The organism is uncultured Williamsia sp., assembly GCF_947494875.1.
GTDB lineage: Bacteria > Actinomycetota > Actinomycetes > Mycobacteriales > Mycobacteriaceae > Williamsia_A.
This window is the reverse complement of the sequence record NZ_CANLWM010000004.1, coordinates 299,703-319,496: the sequence shown is the minus strand read 5'-3', so window position 1 is coordinate 319,496 and position 19,794 is coordinate 299,703. Positions and strand designations below refer to the sequence as shown.

Sequence of the window (19,794 nt, the reverse complement as noted above, 5' to 3'; positions counted from 1 at the left end):
TCACCGTCAGTGCAGCACCGACAGCACGTTGCCCGACGGGTCGGTGAACCAGGCGATGTCGGGGCCCATGCCCGCGGAGCGCCCGCGCATGATGCCCTTCTCGTCGCACGGCATCCCGTCGTACCGGAGCAGCTCGACGCCCTTCGCCGCCAGATCCGCGACAGCGACATCGATGTCGGCGACGGGGAGGTTCAGGACGGTGAAGCCGGCGGGTTCGTGATCCGGCTTGGGGTACACGATCACCCGTGTCCGGCGGTCGAGGTGCAGTGTCAGCAGGCCCATCTCGTTGCGGTCGGCGCGCACCCCGAGGACGCGCGAGTAGAAGTCGGCCGCCGCGTCGACGTCGCGGACGGCGAACCCGCTGAACGGCGTCATCGACGCCTGCATGGCCTCCTGTTCCATCGCGTCGGACAGACGGATGATCTGGACGAGGTTGCCGTCGGGGTCGATCGCCGTCGCGAACATGTTCCCGCCCCGCTCCTCGGCCGGTGCATGCCAGCCGAGTCCCTGCGCGTCGACCCGCGCGGCGGTCGCGGGCACGTCGTCGACCTCCACGTTCAGGATCACCCGCGCGGGTTCCTGCGCCCGGCCGGAGACGTCGTCGCGGGAGTCGATCATGAGGTAGAAGCCGTCGAGGTCGACGACCTGGTACCCGCTGCCGTTCCCCACCTGCTCGACGGACGCGTCGAACACCGCCGCGTACCAGTCACACAGACGGGCGGGGTCGTCGCTGGAGAGCAGGGCGCTGAACACGGTTCCGGTGGCCATGTCGGTACTGACCCGTGCCGGGCCCGGAACTCATCGGCGACGGATCAACCCGGTAGCCCCGGGGCGACGGGCACACACGGCACGGGCACCGGGTGCGCCGGATCGAGCGCGTTCCGCACGATCGCGACCGTCCTCGGCGACGCCACCAGCGACAGGTGGTCGGAGTGATCGGCCGCGCAGGTGTCCTGCACGACGATGTTGCGGGTGCGCGGACCCGGGACGAGGCCGTCGGTCCACGGCTCGACGATGCCGTCGTACCGGGTGAGCACGTTCGTGTAGTCGATGCCCGGTGAGTAGGGGCTGCCGCCGGCGTTGATCGCGCGCATGAACGACGAGCCGTAGTCCTCCTCGTTGCACTCGGGGTACGGCCAGACGCTCGCCGGGAGACCGACCGCGCGGATCGCCGCGACCGCGTCGTCACATCCCGACGAGTTCTGGCCCTTCCAGTACGGCGCCAACGAGACGTACTTGTCGACGACGGCCGCACCGCCGCGGTAGCGCACCCAGTACTGCGGCATCAGGGTGCCTTCCGAGTGGCCGACGATGTCGACCTTCGCGGCGCCGGTCGCCGCGCGCACCCGATCGACGAAGGCGCCGAGCTGGCGTGAGCTGTCGACCATGCTGATCAGGCCGCCGAGTCCCGAGATCGGGTACGGCGAACCCGGGAGGATGCCGTAGGTGAGGGCGAAGACGCAGTACCCGGCGTTCGCCAGCGCCGGGGCGACGGTCGCCCAGTTGGTCTGCCGGTTGCCGCCGGTGCCGTGGACGAGGACCACCGGGTCGGGATGCGCGGCGGTCGGGCGGCAGGAGAAGTCGTTGCTGCCCGGCGCGGATCCGCCCGGGTGCGCCAGCTCCGCGCGGGCCCCGGCGAAGAAGTCGTAGGGCACCGGCAGCGGGGTCCGCGCCGAGGCGGGTCCGGCGACGGCGACCGCCGCCACCAGGGCGCAGACCACGACGATCAGCCGGTGGGCGAGACGAGCGTGCACGGCAGTCCTCTTTCCGTCATGGCGCGGTGCACACATCGCCCGCGGTGCGGCGTGACCCACGGATCCCATGGTCACACGAACGTCAGGTCGCGGCGTCGAATCGTCGACGAGCGCGGTCGATCTCCTCCATGTGGGCGTCGGCCCACTCGAGGAGGACGTCCACCGGATGTCTCAGCGTCTTGCCCAGCGGCGTGATCCGGTACTCGACGGCGACCGGCCGCGAACTGAGGAGCACACGCTCGACGATCCCGTTGCGTTCGAGTCGGCGCAGGGTCCCGGTCAGTGACTTCTGGGTCACGTCGGGGATGGCGCGGCGCAGGTCGTTGAACCGACTGGGTCGTTCACAGAGCACGTCCAGGACGTGCAGCGACCACTTGTCGAGCACGTGATCGAGCAACTCTCGGTGCGGTGCGCTGATGGTGAGAGGGTCGTGATCGGCGGTATCCGGCATGAAACCTGGTCTCGTTGAAGTGTCCTGGGGCAACCAAGTATCACAGGGATACCGCATTCCGCACCCCGAGGAGATGGACATGACCGCGACGTACTCGAGCCCCGACGACCTGGCGCACCCCGTTCCCTACCACCACGTGGCAGTGGGGACGGGTTCCCGGCACATCCACGTCGCCGGGCAGATCGGCCGATCGGGCGCCGGGACGCCGATGGCACCCGACGACCTCACCGCGCAGGTCGCCCAGGCCCTGCGCAACGTCCACGCCGGGTTGCGCGACGCCGGCGCCTCCTTCGCCGACGTCGTCCGCCTGACCTTCTACGTCGTCGACTGGACGGCGGACCGAATGGACGCCTTCATGGCTGGGATCGCCGATGTGGCCGCGGAGATCGACCTGCCGTCACCCATTCCGCCCGCGTCGCTCATCGGGGTGTCGGTGCTGTTCGAGCCCGGCGTGCTGGTCGAGGTCGAGGCGACGGCCGTCGCCGACTGACGCGTCACCCCACTCCGAGGAGTTCCACTGTCGACCGACGGAAAAGCGTGTCCGGCGACGACGATGTGGTCGTGAGCGATGGACCCGGTCCCGAGGCGGTGCTGGCTGTGTACGACGAGGCCCTTCCCGCCGTCTACGGCTACGTGGTGCGCCGCTGCGGTGATCGCGCTGTCGCCGAGGACGTCACGTCCGAGACGTTCCTCGCCGCGATGGACACCATGCGGCGACCCGATCCGCCCACGCCGACCGTCGCGTGGCTCATCGGCGTGGCCCGCCACAAGCTGGCCGACCACTGGCGGCGTCAGGCGCGGACGCCGGAACCGGTCGAGCACACCCCGGATCCGGGGCGCGACGACTGGGACGTCGAGCTCGACCGGCTCGTCGCGGAGTACACCCTCGCGCGGTGCACGCCACTGCACCGCGCCGTCCTGACGCTGCGCTATGTCGACGACTGCACGGTCGCGCAGTGCGCCGAGGCGTTGGGGCGCAGTGTCGCCGCGACCGAGTCGTTGCTGACCCGGGCCAAGCACGAGTTCCGGTCCCGGTATCCGCACGAGAAACAACCGAGCCCCGCGAGAGGAGGTCGGCGATGAGCACCCCCGATCCGCTGACCGTCCTGCGCGCAGACGATCAGCCCATCACCCCCGACGCCACGTTCACCGAGCAGCTTCGTCACCGGCTGCGGCGCGGCGTCGACCTCCCGGAAGGAGTCGACATGACCGTCACCCTCGGCCCCCCCGCGGCGCCCACCCCCGCGGTGGAACGACCCGGCGCCCTGCCCTATCTCGCCGTCGTCGGCGCCGACGCCGCGATCGACTGGTACGTCGAGCACCTCGGGGCACGCCTGCGCGGCACCCCGATCACCATGCCCGACGGTCGGGTCGGTCACGCCGAACTCGAGCTGGGCGGCGGTGCGGTGTACCTCGCCGAGGCGTTCGACGAGATCGGTCTGGCCGCACCCGCTCCCGGCGCCGTGTCGGTGAGCCTGATGCTCGCCGTCGACGACGCCGACGCCGCCGTCGCCGCAGCCGCTGCCGGCGGCGCCACCGTGCAGCGCGAGCCCTACGACGCCCACGGATCACGCACCGGTGTCGTCATCGACCCGTTCGGTCACCGCTGGATGCTGTCCGCACCGCCGCCGACGGGAGCGTCTGCAACCGAGCATGTTCGACCCGGTGACGTCGTGTACCTGTCGCTGTGGTGCCCCGACGCGGGCCGGGCGGCCGCGTTCTACTCGTCGGTGCTGGGCTGGGTGGTCGAGGACGGCCAGGTGACCAACCTGTCGCACCGGCTGGGCATCTCGGAGTCGCCGGACCGTCGGACGATCTTCGCGGTGTACGCCGTCGACGACCGCGACGACGCCCGCCGCGCGACGATCGATGCCGGTGGTCGGGTGCCGCAGAACACCGGGGCACGGCACGGTGCGGTCGACCTCGTCGACGCGCAGGGAGTCGAGTTCGCGGTCACCGTCGCCGATCCGTCGGAGCGGCGCGGCGAGCTGCACCCGTCCGGACACGGAGAGCTCACGTACCTGACGGTCCACACACCCGACAGTGCGACGTACCGCGACTTCTACGGACAGGTCCTCGGGTGGCAGTTCACGCCCGGTCGCATCGACGACGGGTGGGAGGTGGACGACAGCCGACCGCAGATCGGCATCGGCGGTGGCGCCGACACCTCCGAGGCCGTGGCGATGTGGGCTGTCGACGACATCGAGGCCGCGGTCGAGCGGGTCGTCGCGGCGGGCGGTCGGGTGACGGACCCCGTGTCCCGGCAGCCCTATGCGACCACCGCCGAGTGCGTCGACGACCAGGGCATCCGCTTCTGGCTCGCCCAGTACTGAACCGAACCTCCCCGAGCGTGCACCAGATCCCGCCCACCGTGCGGTAGATCCCGTCGACCGTGCATCAGATCCCGTCGAGTGGGTGGCGACGCACGATCGATCGCATCGACTGCACGCTCGGCGAGATGGAGCGCACGCTCGCGGGGATCTGGTGCACGCTCGGGGAGTTGGGGTCAGGCGGTGAGGATGCGGATCGCGTCGGCGAACTGACCGGGGAGTTCCTGGGGCGGGTTGTGACCGCAGGCGAGATCCCGCACCGCGACGAGGTCGGTGAAGTGGGCGTCGTGGTCGGGGCGGCCGTAGAGCGCGGCGACCGTGTCCTCGGTGGGGTCGACCACGACCGTCGGCACCGTGATCACCGGCGCCTCGGCGAGGGCACGTTCGGTGTCCTCGTAGGCCGGGTCACCGTCGACGAGTCCGTAGCGGTGTCGATACGAGTGGACGGACACGTCCACGAAGTCGGGGTTGTCCAAGGCGGCGACGCTCGCCGCGAACTCCGAGTCGCCGAAGCGCCACGTCGGCGACCACTCCGTCCAGAGGATCTGCGCGAACTCCTCCCGATGCTCCGCGAGACCAGCGCGGCCCCGCTCGGAGTGCAGATACCACTGGTACCAGTACCGCTTCTCGAGCCGGGGCGGGACGGGAGTGGTTGCCGCCGAGGCGATGTCCTGGATCAGGTACCCGGACACGCTCACCAACCCGGAGACGAGATCCGGCCAGAGCGCGGCGACCACACACGCCGCGCGCCCACCCCAGTCGTAGCCGACGACGACCGGACGGTCGAGATCGAGCGCCTCGATCACAGCCCGCAGGTCGTGACCGAGCGCGGCCTGCTGTCCCGATCGCAGCGTCACGTCGTCGACGAATCGCGTGCCGCCGTAGCCGCGCAGGTAGGGGACGACGACGTCGTGTCCGGTGTCGACGAGCAACCGGACGACGTCGTCGTATCCCCGGGGACTGTAGGGGAACCCGTGCAGGAGGACGACGCTGCGTCCACCGCGGTCACCGTGGCGTTCCACCGCGACGTCGAGGACACCGGCACGCACCGTCGAGGACTCCATGCCCCGATGATGCCGGACGGACTACTCGTGCAGCGAGATCGCCTGCGTCGGGCACTCGCTGATCGCGCGACGCACCGTGTCCATGTTCGCGTCGACGGCTGAGTCGTCGACCTGCACCTCGCCGGAGTCGGCGAGCTCGAAGACGGTCGGCGCCGCCATCTCGCAGTTCCCCGACGCGCAGCACACGTCGCGGTCGACCGTCACCCGCATGTCGCCTCTCTCAGAGCATCCTGCGCAGCAGTTTGACGGCGCGGTCGCTGTACGGCGGATAGATCAGCGACAGATCGGGTTTCGCCGGCTTGGCCAGCACCGCCTTGCGGTGACTGAGCGCCTCGAAGCCCCACTTGCCGTGGTAGGCACCCATGCCGCTGGCCCCGACGCCGCCGAACGGCAGCTGCGGGATGAGGCAGTGCATGGCGATGTGGTTCACCACCGCCCCGCCGGACGGGATCGAGTCGATCATGCGCTGCGCCAGCGCCTTCGACGACGTGAACACGTAGCTCGCGAGCGGCTTGGGTCGCCCGTTGACGAACGCGATGGCGGCGTCGGGCGAGTCGATCGTGATCACCGGGAGGATCGGACCGAAGATCTCGTTCTCCATCAGCGCGTCACCGGGGTCGGGGTCGAGCACGATCGTCGGTTCGATCCGCACCGCCCCACGGTCGACGCCGCCACCGAGCACGACACGCCCGGTGGTCGCGTCGAGGTAGGACGCCAGCCGCTCGAACTGTCGCTCGTTGACGATCGGAACCGTCGGCTCGGTCTTGTCGGCCCGGAACTGCGCGATCGTCTCGCCGATCTTCGCGACCAGGGTGTCGACCACCGAGGGGTCGGCCAGGACGTAGTCCGGCGCGATGCAGGTCTGGCCCGAGTTCAGCAACTTCGTCCAGGCGATCCGGCGCGCGGCGACGTCGAGATCGGCGTCGGCCGCGACATACACCGGGCTCTTCCCGCCGAGCTCCAGTGTCACCGGGGTGAGCGTCGGGGCGGCCGCGGCCATGATCTTGCGGCCCACCTCTGTGCCTCCGGTGAAGACGGCGTGGTCGAAGCCGAGCGCCAAGAGGTCCTGGGTGACCTGGGCAGCACCCTCCACCACGCGGAACGCCTGCGCGTCGAGGTACCGCGGGACGAGACGCGCCAGCAGCGCCGACGAGGCGGGCGCCATCTCCGAGGGCTTGAGCACGGCGCAGTTGCCGGCGGCGATCGCCGCGACCAGCGGCCCGAGCGTGAGGTAGACCGGGTAGTTCCAGGGGCCGATGACGAGGACGACGCCCAGCGGCTCGTACTGGACCCAGCCGCGTGCAGGCAGCTGCGCGAGCGGCATCGACTGCTTCTGCCGCCTCATCCACTTCTTGAGGTTCTTGCGGGCGAAGGCCGACTCACCCTTCGTCGATGCGACGTCACCCAGCCAGGCGTCGAAACCGGCACGCCCGAGGTCGGCGTCGAGTGCGGCGACGATCTCGTCCTCGCACTCGTCGAGCATCCGCTCGAGGGCAGTGAGCTGCCCGGTCCGCCAGGTGATGTCGCGGGTCACGCCGGTCGCGTGATACCGCCGCAGCTCGGCGAGCAGGCTCGGGTCGACGCGATCGCCCTCGATCGCGGTCGCGTCGGTGGTGGGTGCAGCCATGGTGTTCCTTCTCTCTCGGGCGTCGGCGATGTTCTCGGGTTGCGCGTGACGACCCATCAGGGCTTCGACCCCGTCCACCACATCCTCGCCCATCGACACCTCGCAGTCGGGCAGAATCGGCGTCTCCATAGGACCGGGCAGCACGGCGGGAGGCTCCTGGTCTCGACGGTCGTCGACGTCAGCGAAGGCTGTAGGGCATCGCACGGACGGCGTGGACGAAGTTCCCGACGAGCGGTTCGGGCTCGCCGAGGCGCAGACCCGGCGCACGGGTGATCAACTGTCCGAACAACTCCCGCAACTGCGTCTTCGCCAGGAACGCGCCCATGCAGTAGTGCGGGCCGCCGCCTCCGAAACCGAGGTGCGGGTTCGGCGAGCGGGTCAGGTCGAAGCGGTGCGGGTCGTCGAACACGGTCTCGTCGCGGTTGCCCGACGGATAGAGCAGCAGCACCCACTCCCCCGCGCGGATCTGCTGTCCGGCGAGTTCGGTGTCGGCGAGCGCTGTCCGGCGGAACGTCATCACCGGTGTCGCGAAGCGGACGAACTCCTCGACCGCCGTCGGCATCACGCCGTCGAGGTCGTCGACGAGCAGCTGTCGCTGATCGGGGTTGTCTTGCAACGCCTTCGCGGTGAGGCTGATGGTGTTGCGGGTGGTGTCGTTGCCGGCCACCGAGAGCAGAACGAAGAACGCGGCGATCTCGTCGTCGGTGAGCTGTTCGCCGTCCACCTCGGCCTGCACCAGCGCGGTCATCAGGTCGTCCTCGGGGTGCGATCGCCGCGCGTCGGCGAGATCGAGCGCGAGCCCCAGCAGGGCGACGAGCGACTCGGCGAGGATCTCGCCGGGCTCCCGCCCGTCGGCGACGTCGGGGTCGTTCCAGGACACCATCCCGTCGGCGTGGTGGGCGCCGATCTCCCGCTGCTCGAGCGGGAGCCCCATCATCTCGTAGATGGTCCACATGGGCAGGCGCTTGCTGACCGCGGAGACGAAGTCGCCCTCGGGGTTCTCGAGCAGGTCGTCGACGATCGACACGGCCTGACGGTGGATCTGCTCGGCGATCGCCGCGATCCGGCGCGGCGTGAACGCGGCGCTGACGAGTCGGCGCAACGAGGTGTGCCGCTTGCCGTCCATGGCGAGGAACGACATGGCGGCCTCGAGCATGTCCTCGGGCACCTCCTCGATCATGACGCCCTGACCGGATGTGAACAGCTCGGGATGCTTGCTCACGTAGGTGATGTCGGCGTGACGGGCCACGGCCCACACGCCGGGCTGCTCGGGCAGCATCAGCCCACCCTCGACGGGCGGGTGCCAACTGACGGGCGCCTCGGCGCGCAGGCGGGCGAAGGTGGCCTCCCGCTCGTCGGCCGACGCGGCCCAGAACGACAGCGGCGAGATGGAATCCGGATGGAAGGTCCGGTCGACGGACGGTGCGGTCATGTCGGCCTCCTCAGGCGACGACGAGGTCGTCGCGGCCGTCGGCGCGTAGGCGCTCGACGTAGACGGGGAACAACTTCTTCGACAGCGGCGCCAGCTTGAGCAGCGCGCCGATCTCACCCGAGACGGTGATGCGTTTGCGCGCCATGGCCATCGGCAGGTTGACCTTTCCCTGCCAGTAGGCGTTGCTGACCGCCGACGACATCGCCATGGTCGCGGTGGCCACGGGGGCGTCGGGACCGTCGTCGTGCACGGTGCCCGAGCCGGTGTCGATGACGAGCCGCGCGTCGGGCTCGGTGCACTCGACGGCGAGCACGATCCCCACCGCCGCCAGCCTGGGCCCCAACTCGGGGTCGGCGAACGCCGCCTCGAAGATCCCGCCGATGTAGCGCCGGACCTCCTCTGCCGTCGCGAAACCTGCCGTGTCCGTGGTCGCCACCGATGCCTCCTCCTGGTCACGAACCTCGTCGATCATGACGTGGATCACAGTAACATAAGTCATGTTATGGCTCCCGTGCCCTGATCGACATCCCGTCCCGACCTTCCGTTCGCCCGCACGGCAGCCCTCTAGGCTGGGCACATGCCGGCGACGACGACGCGACACGCCTACCTCGAGACGGGCTTGTCGGTTCTGGCCGATCTCGGGTATGGCGGCCTCAAGCTGGCCGAGGTGTGTCGCCGGCTCGGGGTGACGTCGGGGTCCTTCTATCACTTCTTCGCGAACTGGGGCACGTACACGACCGAGCTCATCGGCCACTGGGAGAGCGAGAGCAACACCGCGCTGATCCGCCACGTCCGCGCCGAGGCCGACCCCCGTCGACGCATCGACATCCTGCGCGGGATCGCGCTGTCGTTGCCGTACCACGCGGAGGCGGCCATCCGGACCTGGAGCAGCCTCGACCCGGATGTGCGGGAGGTCCAACAGCGGGTCGACGCGGCGCGGTACGAGGTGCTCGTCGAGTCGGCCGAGGCCATCATGGGCGACCGCCGGGGTGCGGAGCTCTTCGCCAAGTGGGCGATGTACCTGCTTGCCGGCTACGAGCAGATCACGCTCCCCGACGATCCCGAGGCCCTCGCCTGGCTGTTCACCCAGGCGGAGAGATTCCTCATCGGCCAGACCGACGCACCGTCGTAGAGCGCCGCGTCAGGCCGGAGCCAGGAACGCTTGCAGCGCAGCGGAATAGCTCGCCACGTCGGAGGCGCCCATCACCTCACGAGCGCTGTGCATGGCCAGCTGCGGGGCCCCGACGTCCACGGTGGACAGTCCGGTCCGTGTCGCGGTGATGGGTCCGATGGTCGACCCGCAGGGCAGATCGGCCCGGTGGACGTACCGCTGGAGCGGCACCCCGGCGTCGGCGCATGCCATCGCGAAGACGGCCTCCCCGGTCGCGTCGCTCGCGTAGCGGAGGTTCTGGTTCACCTTGAGCACCGGGCCACCGTTGACCGCGATGGTGTGCGACGGCTCGTGACGCTCGGGATAGTTCGGATGCGTGGCGTGCGCCATGTCACCGGAGGCACAGACGCTTCCGGCCATCGTGGCGAGGAACGCGTCGCGATCGCCACCTCGCGCCAGGACGATCCGCTCGAGCACGGTGATGAGGAAGTCCGATGCCGCACCACGATCCGAGTTGCTGCCGACCTCCTCGTGGTCGAAGAGGGCCAGCACCCGGATGGCGTCCGAGGGGCGATCGACCGCGTCGAGCAACGCCCGCAGACCCGCGTAACAGGTCCCCTGGTTGTCCAGACGCGGAGCGCTCACCAGGTCGCCGGCAGCCCCGACCACCGCGCTCGGCGCGAGGTCGTGGGTCATCAGTTCCCAGCCGACGACGTCGTCGGCCGCGACTCCGGCGCGCTCGGCGACGGCGTCGAGGAAGCCGATCCCACCGGGAACGCCCCAGAGCGCGTTGACGTGTCGCTGCGGGTCGAGGGACACGCCCTTGCGGTCCTCGGACAGATGGATCGCCAGCTGCGGCACCCGCAGAATCGGGTCGTCGATTCGCACCAGGACCTGACGGACACCGCCCTCACCCCGCAGGGCCAGACGCCCGGACACCCCGAGGTCGCGATCCAGCCAGGAGTTCAGCCACGCTCCGCCGTACGGCTCGAGGCCGACCATCGCCAGCCCGGCCGAGATGTACTCGGGGTGCTGCTTCACCCGCAGGTTGGGACTGTCGGTGTGGCCGCCCACGATGCGGAAGAGCGAGGAATCCACTCCCCTTGCGTCCCAAGCGATCACCGATCCGCCCCGGACGACGAAGAACCTGCCCTCGGACGCGAGTCCCGCGTTCGCCCATCCGTCGGTCTCGCGCAGCTCGGTCCAGCCCGCCGCGCGCAGCGTGTCGGCCACGGTCGCGCAGACGTGGAACGGCGACGGCGACGCGTCGACGAACCGACAGAGCCCGGTCGCGTCGGCTGTGCTGGTGATCATGGTCAGGCGGTGGCGAGGACGGCGTCGAGCGCGGAGTAGAAGAGCCCGAGACCGTCGTCGCTGGGACCGGTGAGCGGCTCGGTCGCGTGCTCGGGATGCGGCATGAGACCGACGATCCGCTTGTCCGCACTGGCGATCCCTGCGATCGCGTTGAGCGACCCGTTCGGGTTGTCACCGGCGTAGCGGAACACGACGCGTCCCTCGCCCTCGAGCTCGGCGAGCACCTCGTCGGAGGCGACGTAGCGGCCCTCGCCGGACTTCAGCGGGATGAGGATCTCCGCGCCGGGCTCGAACCGGCTGCTCCACGCGGTGTCCGTGGCGACCACCTCGAGCCACTGGTCACGGCAGACGAAGTGCAGACCCACGTTGCGGGTGAGCGCACCCGGCAGCAACCCGGCCTCGCAGAGGACCTGGAATCCGTTGCAGATCCCCAGGATCGGGGTCCCGCGGGTGGCCGCCTGCACGACGGCGCCCATCATCGGCGCGAACCGCGCGATGGCCCCGGCCCGCAGGTAGTCGCCGTAGGAGAAGCCACCGGGGACGATCACGGCGTCGACACCCTGCAGGTCCGCGTCGGCGTGCCACAGCTCGACCGGCTCGGCTCCTGCGAGGCGGACCGCCCGGGTGGCGTCGACGTCGTCGAGTGTGCCGGGGAAGGTGATGACACCGACGCGGGCGGTCACGAGTCGACCCGGCTGACGGTGAATTCCTCGATGACGGTGTTGGCCAACAACTCCGCGGCGATGCGCTCCAGGGTCACGTCGTCGACGTCGCCGTCGAGGTCGAGTTCGAAACGCTTGCCCTGCCGCACGTCGGCGATCCCGGAGAACCCGAGGCGGCCCAGCGCCCCGACGATCGCCTGCCCCTGCGGGTCGAGGATCTCCGCCTTGGGCATCACGTCGACCACAACACGCGCCATGGACACACTCCCGTTCGTCGCTGTCACTCGTGGTCCCGGAGGTCGCCGGACGGCGTCGTCGCACGTCGTGGCCCGCCGGGGATCAGCGGTCACTCTACCGGCCGACGGGTCTCGACCCGCGCCGCGGCCGTGGGCTCAGGCGGCGGTGTGACCTGCGCGGCTCGGGGTCAGCTCGCGATACGTGGCCGGCGTCAGCGCGTGGTGGCGGGTGAGGCCGACGCAGTCGAGCAGGGTCTGCCGGGCCAGGGGCGTCGCGAGGTGCTTGCCGGCGATCGAGAGTCGGACGTGACCGCCGCGGCGAGCGGTGCGGTTGGTCGCCGCGACCACCATGCGGCACCACCAGGGGTCGACGCGGAACCCGTCCCCGAATCCGAGCACCCGGGCGCGGGTGGTGGAGCCGGTCGTCAGGTCGTCCCAGCCGGTGAAACCGAGGTTCACCCGGAAGCCGGCGCGGGGCAATGCCGCCAGCGCACCCGGGGACGAGGTCCAGCGTGGCGCGGCGAACAGCCGTGTGCGCAGGCCGCACGTCTCGAGCACGCGGTCCGCCGCGGCCAGTCGGAGTGCTGCTTCGTGCGCGTCGATGACCGCGAACTCCGCCCGCCGACGCTTCGTCGGTGCCTGGTCGTAGCCGTGGAGGACCACCGCGTCGGCACCGGACCGGCGCTCCCGCAGCCAGTCGACGGTCTCCGGGTCCTCGTGCAGCCGATACCCGTGCTTCAGGCGCGGAGACACCAGCAGCGAGACGGGGACGTCATGGACGGCGAGGTCGTCGGCGAGGGCGCGCACGTCGTCGAGGGTCTCGGCGCGAATCCCCGAGATGGAGACATACAGTCGACCAGCCATGCCATCGAGTGTGATCGCTGCAGGTGAGGCGACGGTGGCGACGACGTGTACGCGGGTCGAACTGCGTGCGTCAGTGGGTGAGGACTCCCTCGATCGCCTCGATGACCTCGGGTGCATCCGGCTCGGTCCGCGGGCGGAAGCGGCGGACGACGGCGCCGTCGGCGTCGACGAGGAACTTCTCGAAGTTCCACTGCACGTCACCGGCCTCGCCGTCGGCGTCGGGGGTCTTGGTCAGCTCGGCGTAGAGGGGGTGACGGTTCTCGCCGTTGACCTCGGTCTTCTCCATCAGCGGGAAGGTGACGCCGTAGGTCGTCGAACAGAAGGTCTCGATCTCCTCGGCCGTGCCCGGCTCCTGACCCATGAACTGGTTGCACGGGACGCCGACGACCGTGAGTCCACGGTCGCGGTAGTCCTCGGCGATCTTCTCCAGCGCCGTGTACTGCGGCGTGAGGCCACACTTGCTCGCCACGTTGACGACGAGGACTGGGCCGTCGAACTGCCCGAGGCTGGCCTCCTCGCCGCGCAGGGTCGTCACGGGGATGTCGTTGATGCCGGTCATGGCGACGAGCGTAACCACGCATACGGCGGGTGAACAGTGCCGCTGCGGTGACCGCGATCTCACCGGCTCGGATGCGTGACCGACGGCACAGTCACTTGCGGTGGCGTCGATAGTTGCGCGCGAGTTACCTTTTCTCGGTGCGTGAACAGACCGTGGACGAGGTGACGACCGAGGCGACGTTCGACGTGCTCACCGAGTTCCTCAGCCGTCTCCTCACGACCGCCGAGGTCGACGCGATCGACGGGCTCGCCACCAGCGACATCTCCTTCGCCCATTTCCGGACGTTGATGGTGCTGGCGGGTCGGGCACGGGCGCTCTCGCTCAACGAGCTCAGCGAGGTCCTGCACCTCTCGCTCGCCGCGACGGGCCGCAACGTCGACAAGCTGGTCGGCCTCGGATTGGTCGACCGTCGTGAGGACCCCGCGGACCGCCGGGTCAAGCGGGTGACGCTCACGGACGAGGGTCATCACCGCGTCACCGAACATCTCGACCGCAAGGAGGACGAGTTCCGGAATTTCCTGGACCGTCTGCCCGCTGCACTGCGCGACGACCTCCACCAGGTCCTGCACTCGATAGTCACCGGGGACTATCTCGCCGATCCCGATCCGGTGTTCGCACACCGACGTCAGAAAGCGACACGATGACAACCACCCAAGCCCCGTCGACGCCCGCCGCCGACTCGGCGCCCGGCCTCGACGCCCGCACTCTGAAGATCGCGGCCGTCGTCGTGCTGGGCGCGATCATGTCCATCCTGGACACCACCGTCGTGGCCGTCGCGCAGACCACGTTCCAGCAGGTGTTCTCCACGTCCGCGGCCAACGCGGCATGGACGGCGACCGGCTACACCCTGGCCCTGGCCGCCGTCATCCCGCTCTCCAGCTGGGCGACGGCGCGGTTCGGGACGAAGAACGTCTACCTGATGTCGCTGGTGCTGTTCGTGATCGGCTCCGTGCTCTGCGCCTTCGCGTGGAACATCGGTTCGCTGGTCGCCTTCCGCATGCTGCAGGGCGCGGGCGGCGGCATGCTGATGCCCGTCGGCATGATGATCCTGACCCGCGCGGCGGGGCCGGAGCGTGTCGGTTCGATCATGGCCGTGCTCGGCATCCCGATGCTGCTGGGACCGATCGCCGGCCCCATCCTCGGTGGCGTGCTCATCGAGTACGTCTCCTGGCACTGGATCTTCCTCATCAACGTGCCGATCGGCATCCTCGCCATCGTGTACTCGGCGTTCATCCTGGACGGTGGCGAGGAGAAGTCGTCGCCTGCCTTCGACTTCGTCGGACTGCTGCTCCTGTCACCGGGTCTCGCGGTGTTCCTGTTCGGCGTCTCGTCGTCGAACGAGGCCGGCACGTTCCTCGCCGCCAAGGTGCTGATCCCGATGGCGATCGGCGCGATCCTGATCGCGGCGTTCATCGCACACGCACTGCGCGGGAAGAAGCCGCTCCTCGATCTGCGGCTCTTCAAGAACCGGACGCTCAGCATCACGATGGTGACGTTCACGCTGTTCCTGATCGCGTTCTTCGGTGCGACGCTGATGTTCCCGCAGTACTTCATCGGTGTCCGCGGTGAGTCCACGCTCATGGCCGGTCTGCTGGTCGCCCCGCAGGGCATCGGCGCGATGATCACGATGCCGATCGCCGGGCGGATGACCGACAAGATCGGTCCCGGCAAGTTCGTGCTGACGGGCCTGGTGCTCATCGCCGTCGGCCTCGGTGTGTTCATGTTCCTGGGTGCCGGCACCTCGTACTGGCTGCTGGGCGCGGGGCTGTTCGTCCAGGGTCTCGGCATGGGCATGACGATGATGCCGATGATGTCCGCCGCCCTCGCCACGCTCAAGCCGGAGAACGTGGCCGACGGTTCCACGCTGGTGAACGTGGTCCAGCAGACCGCCGCCTCGATCGGCACCGCCGTCATCTCGGTGATCCTCGCCAGCAACCTGACCTCGCTCGCACAGCCGACCCCGTCGGCCGCAGCGGGTGCCTTCGGCGACACCTTCATCGTCGCGGTGGTGCTGGTGGCGATCTGCCTGATCCCGGCGTTCTTCCTGCCGCGCAAGAAGATCGCCGTCGCCACCCCGAACGGCGAACCCGCCGCCCCGGTGATGATGCACTGACACAGCACGATCCACGAACGGCCCTCGGCATCAGCCGGGGGCCGTTCGTCGTCGACACGAGCCCCCACACCACCCGTCGAGTGGGCGGCTGGAGGCGTCGAGTGGGCGGCCGGAGGCGTCGAGTGGGCGGCCGGAGGCGTCGAGTGGGCGGCTGGAGAGGTCGAGTGGGCGGCTGGAGAGGTCGACTGGGCAGATGGACGCCGAGTGGAACCGGATCGCCGTTCGCCGCGTCCCATGAACGTGACCAACCCCTCCGAGGCGCAGTCGTCGCGACCCCAGATCGTCCGCACCGACAGGGCCGACGACGACGTCCGACGAGACTTCCGGCGGCTGCACCGAGGCGTCTACGTCGACTCGGGAACGACGCTGACGACAACCGACCGCATACGAGCAGCCTGGATGAGCGCAGGGTCCGGGTCTGTCGTCGCGGGGCTGAGTGCACAGTTCCTCCACGGCGTCCGCTACCCCGATGTGGACGGAGACGTCGAGATGATCCGCGATCTCCGCGGCCAGGGCAGACGTAGGAGCGGGATTCGCTTCATCCGAACGGACCGACTGTCCGCCCACGACATCGTCGAGATCGCGGGGATGCCCGTCACCAGCGTGGTCCGGACCGCATACGATCTCGGCCGACGACGTCCAGACTGGCTGGCGCTCGGCCACCTCGACGATCTCGCGCGGTCCGCCGAGCTGGACCTGGCCGCGTTGTGGGCCTATACCCGGGACCACCCGCGCGCCCGTGGGATCTGCCAGCTCCGAGAGCTCGTCCCGCTCGTCGACCCGCTCGCCGAGTCACCAGGCGAGAGTTGGACGCGACTGATCATGCACCGCCACGGCCTCCCGCGACCGGAGAGTCAGATCGAGGTGTTCGACGAGAACGGCGCCCTGATCGCTCGCTTCGACCTCGGGTACAGGCGGTACAAGATCGGTATCGATTACGACGGCGTGGAGTACCACTCGAGCGAGGAGCAGAAGCTGCATGACCACCGACGTGACGGTGGGGTGATGCGTCGAGGGTGGATTCCGCTTCGAACCGTCGCAGCTGCTCTGTCGGCGGACGAGAACGGCGAGATGGCGAAGATCAGATCAGCTCTGGAACGTCGGGGATACCGGTGACGCGTACCAACGCCCACTCGACGCCTCCAAGCGCCCACTCGACGGCTCCGGCCGCCCACTCGACGGCTCCGAGCGCCCACTCGACGAGGTGAGTGGGGGTCGGGTCGGGTCGGGTCGGGTGTTTCGGTCCGGAGCGGTCAGAGGGCCTTGGTCTGGCGGAGGACCCAGGCGTGCTCGAAGGCCACCTCTTCCCACTGCTTGTAGCGACCGCTCACGCCGCCGTGGCCGGCGGTCATCTCGGTCTTCAGCAGGATCGGGGCATCCGACGTCGTGTGGGCCTGCAGGCGCGCAACCCATTTCGCCGCCTCGGTGTACATGACCCGCGTGTCGTTGAGCGACGTGATCGCCAGGATCGCGGGATACGCCTTCTCCTCGACGTTCTCGTACGGCGAGTAGCTCTTCATGTACGCGTACACCTCGGGGTCGTCCAGCGGGTTGCCCCACTCGTCCCACTCGATGACGGTCAGCGGCAGCGACGGGTCGAGGATCGACGTCAACGGGTCGACGAACGGCACGACGGCCAGGATCCCGCTGAACAGTTCGGGCGCCAGGTTCGCGACCGCACCGATCAGCAGGCCGCCGGCGGAGCCGCCCTCCCCCACCAACCGGTCCGGCGTCGTCGCGCCGGTGTCGACGAGATGCTGTGCGGCGTCGACGAAGTCGGTGAAGGTGTTCTTCTTCGTGAGCGTCTTGCCGTTCTCGTACCAGTGCCGGCCCATCTCGCCGCCGCCGCGGATGTGCGCGACGACGAAGACGACACCGCGGTCCAGCAACGACAGCCGCGCGATGGAGAACGCCGGGTCCATGCTGGCCTCGTACGAGCCGTACCCGTAGAGCAGTGTCGGCGCCGGGCGCTCGACACCGCGCCGCGAGATCACCGACAGCGGCACCTGGGTGCCATCACGCGCGGTGACCCATTCACGATGCTGCTCGTAGTCGGCGGGGTCGTAGCCGCCGAGAACGGGCTGCCGGCGCAACAGGATCCGTTCGCCGGTCCGCAGGTCGAGGTCGAACACCTCCGACGGTTCGATGAAGCTCGTGTACCCGATCCGCAGCCGGGGCGCGGTCCACTCCGGGTTCGACGCGAGCCCGGCCGAGGAGATCTCCTGCGCGAACTCCACCTCGGCGAAAGCGATGTCGTCGTCGACGCCGACGCCCGCGAGATCGGCGACGGCGATCCTCGGCGTCGCGCCCTGTCGATAGCTGAGCACCAGCCGATCGGCGAACGCGTCCACGCCCTCGATGCGCCGCTCGTCGTCGTGCGCGACCACCACGCGCGTCGCCGACGGATCGTCGACCGGCGCGGACAACACCTCGAAGTTCTCGGCGTTCTCGTTGTGCGTGATGAGGAACCGGTCCTCACCGGCGATGACCGCGTGTTCGACGTCGTATTCGATGCCGTCCCGCCGCGGCCACACGACGCGGAACTCGCCGGTCGGCTCCGACGCGTCGAGGACGTACACCTCGGACGTGATCTTGGACCCGAGCGCGATCATCAGGTACCGGTCGCTGCGAGTGGTCCCCATGCCGACCCAGAAGCGTTCGTCGGGCTCGTGGAACACGCGGACGTCGTCGGACCCGGCCCCGATGTCGTGGCGCCACACCGTGTCCGGACGCCAGGCGTCGTCGACGGTCAGGTAGAAGACGTGCCGTCCGTCGGCCGACCACGTCGCACCGGGTGCGGTGTTCTCCACCGTGTCGGCGAGCATCTCCCCGGACGTCAGGTCCTTGAACCGCAGCGTGTATCGCTCGTCGCCGATGGTGTCGACGCCGTAGGCCAGCAGGGTGCCGTCGTCGCTCACCGAGAACGACCCCAGCGAGTAGAAGTCGGTGCCCTCCGCCTCGACGTTCGAGTCGAGCAGGACGGTCTCGCCGTCGAGTGGGTCGTCACCGACCGTCGGCGGATCCCAGTCGTCGTCGCCGCTGATCGGGCAGCGACAGCTGATCCCGTACTGCTTTCCCTCGACGGTGCGGGAGTAGTACCAGAACCGGCCGCGGCGCACCGGCACCGACATGTCGGTCTCCTTGGTACGCGCCTTGATCTCCCCCACGATCGTCGACCGCAGGTCGGCGAGTTCGGCGGTGTCGGCCTCGGTCAGCGCGTTCTGCGCCTCGAGGAACGCGATCACCTCGGGGTCGTCCTTCTCGCGCAACCACTCGTATTCGTCGACGACGACATCACCGTGGTGCTCGCGCCTCGTCGGCACCTTCTTCGCCTCGGGCACCCCGCTCACCGCGCACCTCCCGGCCACTGCGCGAACGATCGACCTGAGATGGTCTCGTACGCCTCGATGTATCGCGTGCGTGTGCGAGCGACCACATCACCCGGCAGAGGTGGCGGCGGCGCGGCACCCGTCTTGTCCCACCCTGATTCCGGGCCGGTCAGCCAGTTGCGGACGATCTGCTTGTCGAAGCTGGGCTGCACGACGCCCGGTGTGTGGATACCGGCGTCCCAGTACCGCGACGAGTCCGGCGTCAGCACCTCGTCGGCGAGCACCAGCGACCCGTCGGGCGCGAGTCCGAACTCGAACTTAGTGTCGGCGAGGATGATCCCGCGTCCCGCCGCGAGTTCGGCTCCGCGCATGTAGATGTCGAGGGTGGTGTCCCGTAGTGCGCGCGCCGTCGGCTCGCCAACACGCTCGACGACCCCGACGAAGTCGATGTTCTCGTCGTGGTCACCGATGGCCGCCTTGCTCGCCGGGGTGAAGATCGGCATCGGCAGCCGCGACGCCTCCTGCAGGCCCGGTGGCAAGGCGATGCCGCACACCGAGCCGGTGGCTCGGTAGTCGAGCAGACCCGAGCCGGTGAGGTAACCGCGGGCGACGCACTCGACCGGCATCATCGGCAGCTTGCGCACCACCATCGACCGGCCGAGTTCTGCGGCCGGGATGCGAGGATCGTCGGGCCCGCCGACGAGGTGGTTGGCGATGCCCAGCGTCTCGAACCAGAAGAACGACATCGCCGTGAGGACCCGCCCCTTGTCGGGGATGAGGCTGTCGAGGACATGGTCGTAGGCGGAGATGCGATCCGTCGACACCATGAGCAGCGTGTCGGCGTCGATCTCGTAGAGCTCGCGGACCTTGCCCGACGCCACATGGCGATAGGACTCGATGGTGGGACGCATGGCCCAAGGCTAGTGGTGGCCAGGTCGCGGCACGGCG

At 69.4% G+C, this 19,794-nt stretch carries 22 protein-coding genes; 7 read left to right on the top strand and 15 right to left on the bottom strand.

Annotated features, from left to right (window positions below):
- Window positions 1–6 precede the first annotated feature (6 nt).
- The 3 genes from Q1A98_RS11895 to Q1A98_RS11885 all read right to left on the bottom strand — a co-directional run bounded on the left by Q1A98_RS11895 (window position 7) and on the right by Q1A98_RS11885 (window position 2,205).
- Window positions 7–768, bottom strand: coding sequence for a VOC family protein (locus Q1A98_RS11895; protein WP_299573553.1), 762 nt, complete (start codon window positions 766–768; stop codon window positions 7–9).
- Between the two features lie 44 nt (window positions 769–812).
- Window positions 813–1,754, bottom strand: coding sequence for an alpha/beta fold hydrolase (locus tag Q1A98_RS11890; protein WP_299573549.1), 942 nt, complete (start codon window positions 1,752–1,754; stop codon window positions 813–815).
- Window positions 1,755–1,836: 82 nt separating this feature from the next.
- Window positions 1,837–2,205 (bottom strand): helix-turn-helix domain-containing protein, encoded by a 369-nt coding sequence (locus tag Q1A98_RS11885; protein WP_299573546.1) that lies wholly within the window; start codon window positions 2,203–2,205, stop codon window positions 1,837–1,839.
- A 79-nt stretch (window positions 2,206–2,284) separates the two neighbouring features.
- Between Q1A98_RS11885 and Q1A98_RS11880 the strand changes: the two genes are divergently transcribed.
- From Q1A98_RS11880 to Q1A98_RS11870, 3 genes are all read left to right on the top strand, one after another.
- The gene (locus Q1A98_RS11880; protein ID WP_299573543.1) at window positions 2,285–2,695 is read left to right on the top strand and encodes a Rid family hydrolase; all 411 of its coding nucleotides are present in this window, start codon (window positions 2,285–2,287) and stop codon (window positions 2,693–2,695) included.
- 98 nt (window positions 2,696–2,793) lie between these two features.
- The gene (locus Q1A98_RS11875; RefSeq protein WP_299573844.1) at window positions 2,794–3,288 is read left to right on the top strand and encodes a sigma-70 family RNA polymerase sigma factor; all 495 of its coding nucleotides are present in this window, start codon (window positions 2,794–2,796) and stop codon (window positions 3,286–3,288) included.
- A complete protein-coding gene (locus Q1A98_RS11870) occupies window positions 3,285–4,538 on the top strand; it encodes a VOC family protein (RefSeq protein WP_299573541.1) in 1,254 nt (417 codons plus the stop codon). The genes Q1A98_RS11875 and Q1A98_RS11870 overlap by 4 nt, the downstream gene beginning before the upstream one ends.
- Before the next feature lie 173 nt (window positions 4,539–4,711).
- Here the strand turns inward: Q1A98_RS11870 and Q1A98_RS11865 are convergent, their stop codons facing one another.
- From Q1A98_RS11865 to Q1A98_RS11845, 5 genes are all read right to left on the bottom strand, one after another.
- Complete coding sequence (locus Q1A98_RS11865; protein ID WP_299573539.1) at window positions 4,712–5,599, bottom strand: alpha/beta hydrolase; 888 nt, start codon at window positions 5,597–5,599, stop codon at window positions 4,712–4,714.
- Window positions 5,600–5,620: 21 nt separating this feature from the next.
- Complete coding sequence (locus Q1A98_RS11860; RefSeq protein ID WP_299573536.1) at window positions 5,621–5,809, bottom strand: ferredoxin; 189 nt, start codon at window positions 5,807–5,809, stop codon at window positions 5,621–5,623.
- A gap of 10 nt (window positions 5,810–5,819) precedes the next feature.
- Window positions 5,820–7,226 carry an aldehyde dehydrogenase family protein gene (locus Q1A98_RS11855; RefSeq protein ID WP_299573841.1) on the bottom strand — a complete coding sequence of 469 codons (1,407 nt, stop codon included), beginning with the start codon at window positions 7,224–7,226 and terminating at the stop codon, window positions 5,820–5,822.
- A gap of 178 nt (window positions 7,227–7,404) precedes the next feature.
- Window positions 7,405–8,658, bottom strand: coding sequence for a cytochrome P450 (locus Q1A98_RS11850; RefSeq protein ID WP_299573533.1), 1,254 nt, complete (start codon window positions 8,656–8,658; stop codon window positions 7,405–7,407).
- A 10-nt stretch (window positions 8,659–8,668) separates the two neighbouring features.
- Window positions 8,669–9,130 (bottom strand): SCP2 sterol-binding domain-containing protein, encoded by a 462-nt coding sequence (locus tag Q1A98_RS11845; protein ID WP_299573530.1) that lies wholly within the window; start codon window positions 9,128–9,130, stop codon window positions 8,669–8,671.
- Between the two features lie 105 nt (window positions 9,131–9,235).
- Here Q1A98_RS11845 and Q1A98_RS11840 point away from each other — a divergent pair, with 105 nt between their 5' ends.
- The gene (locus tag Q1A98_RS11840; RefSeq protein WP_299573527.1) at window positions 9,236–9,790 is read left to right on the top strand and encodes a TetR/AcrR family transcriptional regulator; all 555 of its coding nucleotides are present in this window, start codon (window positions 9,236–9,238) and stop codon (window positions 9,788–9,790) included.
- Between the two features lie 9 nt (window positions 9,791–9,799).
- On the opposite strand, the gene Q1A98_RS11835 is transcribed toward Q1A98_RS11840, so the two are convergent.
- The 5 genes from Q1A98_RS11835 to Q1A98_RS11815 form a co-directional block, all read right to left on the bottom strand.
- Window positions 9,800–11,083, bottom strand: a complete 1,284-nt coding sequence (locus Q1A98_RS11835; RefSeq protein ID WP_299573525.1) for a M18 family aminopeptidase — start codon at window positions 11,081–11,083, stop codon at window positions 9,800–9,802.
- Window positions 11,084–11,085: 2 nt separating this feature from the next.
- Entirely contained in the window at window positions 11,086–11,766 is a 681-nt protein-coding gene (gene purQ, locus Q1A98_RS11830; protein ID WP_299573522.1) for a phosphoribosylformylglycinamidine synthase subunit PurQ, read from the bottom strand.
- Window positions 11,763–12,002 (bottom strand): phosphoribosylformylglycinamidine synthase subunit PurS, encoded by a 240-nt coding sequence (gene purS / locus Q1A98_RS11825; RefSeq protein WP_299573519.1) that lies wholly within the window; start codon window positions 12,000–12,002, stop codon window positions 11,763–11,765. Before purS ends, purQ begins: the two co-directional genes overlap by 4 nt.
- 135 nt (window positions 12,003–12,137) lie before the next feature.
- A complete protein-coding gene (locus tag Q1A98_RS11820; protein WP_299573517.1) occupies window positions 12,138–12,845 on the bottom strand; it encodes a DUF2334 domain-containing protein in 708 nt (235 codons plus the stop codon).
- 70 nt (window positions 12,846–12,915) lie between these two features.
- Window positions 12,916–13,404: a glutathione peroxidase gene (locus Q1A98_RS11815; protein WP_299573515.1), complete on the bottom strand. Its 489-nt coding sequence runs from the start codon at window positions 13,402–13,404 to the stop codon at window positions 12,916–12,918.
- A 137-nt stretch (window positions 13,405–13,541) separates the two neighbouring features.
- Here Q1A98_RS11815 and Q1A98_RS11810 point away from each other — a divergent pair, with 137 nt between their 5' ends.
- The 3 genes from Q1A98_RS11810 (at window position 13,542) to Q1A98_RS11800 (ending at window position 16,633) form a co-directional block, all read left to right on the top strand.
- Entirely contained in the window at window positions 13,542–14,048 is a 507-nt protein-coding gene (locus tag Q1A98_RS11810) for a MarR family transcriptional regulator (protein ID WP_299573512.1), read from the top strand.
- Window positions 14,045–15,517, top strand: a complete 1,473-nt coding sequence (locus tag Q1A98_RS11805) for a DHA2 family efflux MFS transporter permease subunit (protein WP_299573510.1) — start codon at window positions 14,045–14,047, stop codon at window positions 15,515–15,517. The genes Q1A98_RS11810 and Q1A98_RS11805 overlap by 4 nt, the downstream gene beginning before the upstream one ends.
- Before the next feature lie 240 nt (window positions 15,518–15,757).
- A complete protein-coding gene (locus Q1A98_RS11800; protein ID WP_299573508.1) occupies window positions 15,758–16,633 on the top strand; it encodes a hypothetical protein in 876 nt (291 codons plus the stop codon).
- 137 nt (window positions 16,634–16,770) lie between these two features.
- On the opposite strand, the gene Q1A98_RS11795 is transcribed toward Q1A98_RS11800, so the two are convergent.
- Both Q1A98_RS11795 and Q1A98_RS11790 read right to left on the bottom strand, forming a co-directional pair.
- Window positions 16,771–18,867, bottom strand: coding sequence for a S9 family peptidase (locus Q1A98_RS11795; protein ID WP_299573505.1), 2,097 nt, complete (start codon window positions 18,865–18,867; stop codon window positions 16,771–16,773).
- Entirely contained in the window at window positions 18,864–19,757 is an 894-nt protein-coding gene (locus Q1A98_RS11790) for a phosphoribosylaminoimidazolesuccinocarboxamide synthase (RefSeq protein WP_299573502.1), read from the bottom strand. Before Q1A98_RS11790 ends, Q1A98_RS11795 begins: the two co-directional genes overlap by 4 nt.
- Between the last annotated feature and the right edge of the window lie 37 nt (window positions 19,758–19,794).

Coding starts and splice junctions, on each gene's coding strand:
- Q1A98_RS11895 (WP_299573553.1), bottom strand. CDS start 768: ATGGCCACCGGAACCGTGTTCAGCGCCCTGCTCTCCAGCGACGACCCC.
- Q1A98_RS11885 (WP_299573546.1), bottom strand. CDS start 2,205: ATGCCGGATACCGCCGATCACGACCCTCTCACCATCAGCGCACCGCAC.
- Q1A98_RS11880 (WP_299573543.1), top strand. CDS start 2,285: ATGACCGCGACGTACTCGAGCCCCGACGACCTGGCGCACCCCGTTCCC.
- Q1A98_RS11870 (WP_299573541.1), top strand. CDS start 3,285: ATGAGCACCCCCGATCCGCTGACCGTCCTGCGCGCAGACGATCAGCCC.
- Q1A98_RS11865 (WP_299573539.1), bottom strand. CDS start 5,599: ATGGAGTCCTCGACGGTGCGTGCCGGTGTCCTCGACGTCGCGGTGGAA.
- Q1A98_RS11860 (WP_299573536.1), bottom strand. CDS start 5,809: ATGCGGGTGACGGTCGACCGCGACGTGTGCTGCGCGTCGGGGAACTGC.
- Q1A98_RS11855 (WP_299573841.1), bottom strand. CDS start 7,226: ATGGCTGCACCCACCACCGACGCGACCGCGATCGAGGGCGATCGCGTC.
- Q1A98_RS11850 (WP_299573533.1), bottom strand. CDS start 8,658: ATGACCGCACCGTCCGTCGACCGGACCTTCCATCCGGATTCCATCTCG.
- Q1A98_RS11845 (WP_299573530.1), bottom strand. CDS start 9,130: ATGATCGACGAGGTTCGTGACCAGGAGGAGGCATCGGTGGCGACCACG.
- Q1A98_RS11840 (WP_299573527.1), top strand. CDS start 9,236: ATGCCGGCGACGACGACGCGACACGCCTACCTCGAGACGGGCTTGTCG.
- Q1A98_RS11835 (WP_299573525.1), bottom strand. CDS start 11,083: ATGATCACCAGCACAGCCGACGCGACCGGGCTCTGTCGGTTCGTCGAC.
- purS (WP_299573519.1), bottom strand. CDS start 12,002: ATGGCGCGTGTTGTGGTCGACGTGATGCCCAAGGCGGAGATCCTCGAC.
- Q1A98_RS11820 (WP_299573517.1), bottom strand. CDS start 12,845: ATGGCTGGTCGACTGTATGTCTCCATCTCGGGGATTCGCGCCGAGACC.
- Q1A98_RS11815 (WP_299573515.1), bottom strand. CDS start 13,404: ATGACCGGCATCAACGACATCCCCGTGACGACCCTGCGCGGCGAGGAG.
- Q1A98_RS11805 (WP_299573510.1), top strand. CDS start 14,045: ATGACAACCACCCAAGCCCCGTCGACGCCCGCCGCCGACTCGGCGCCC.
- Q1A98_RS11790 (WP_299573502.1), bottom strand. CDS start 19,757: ATGCGTCCCACCATCGAGTCCTATCGCCATGTGGCGTCGGGCAAGGTC.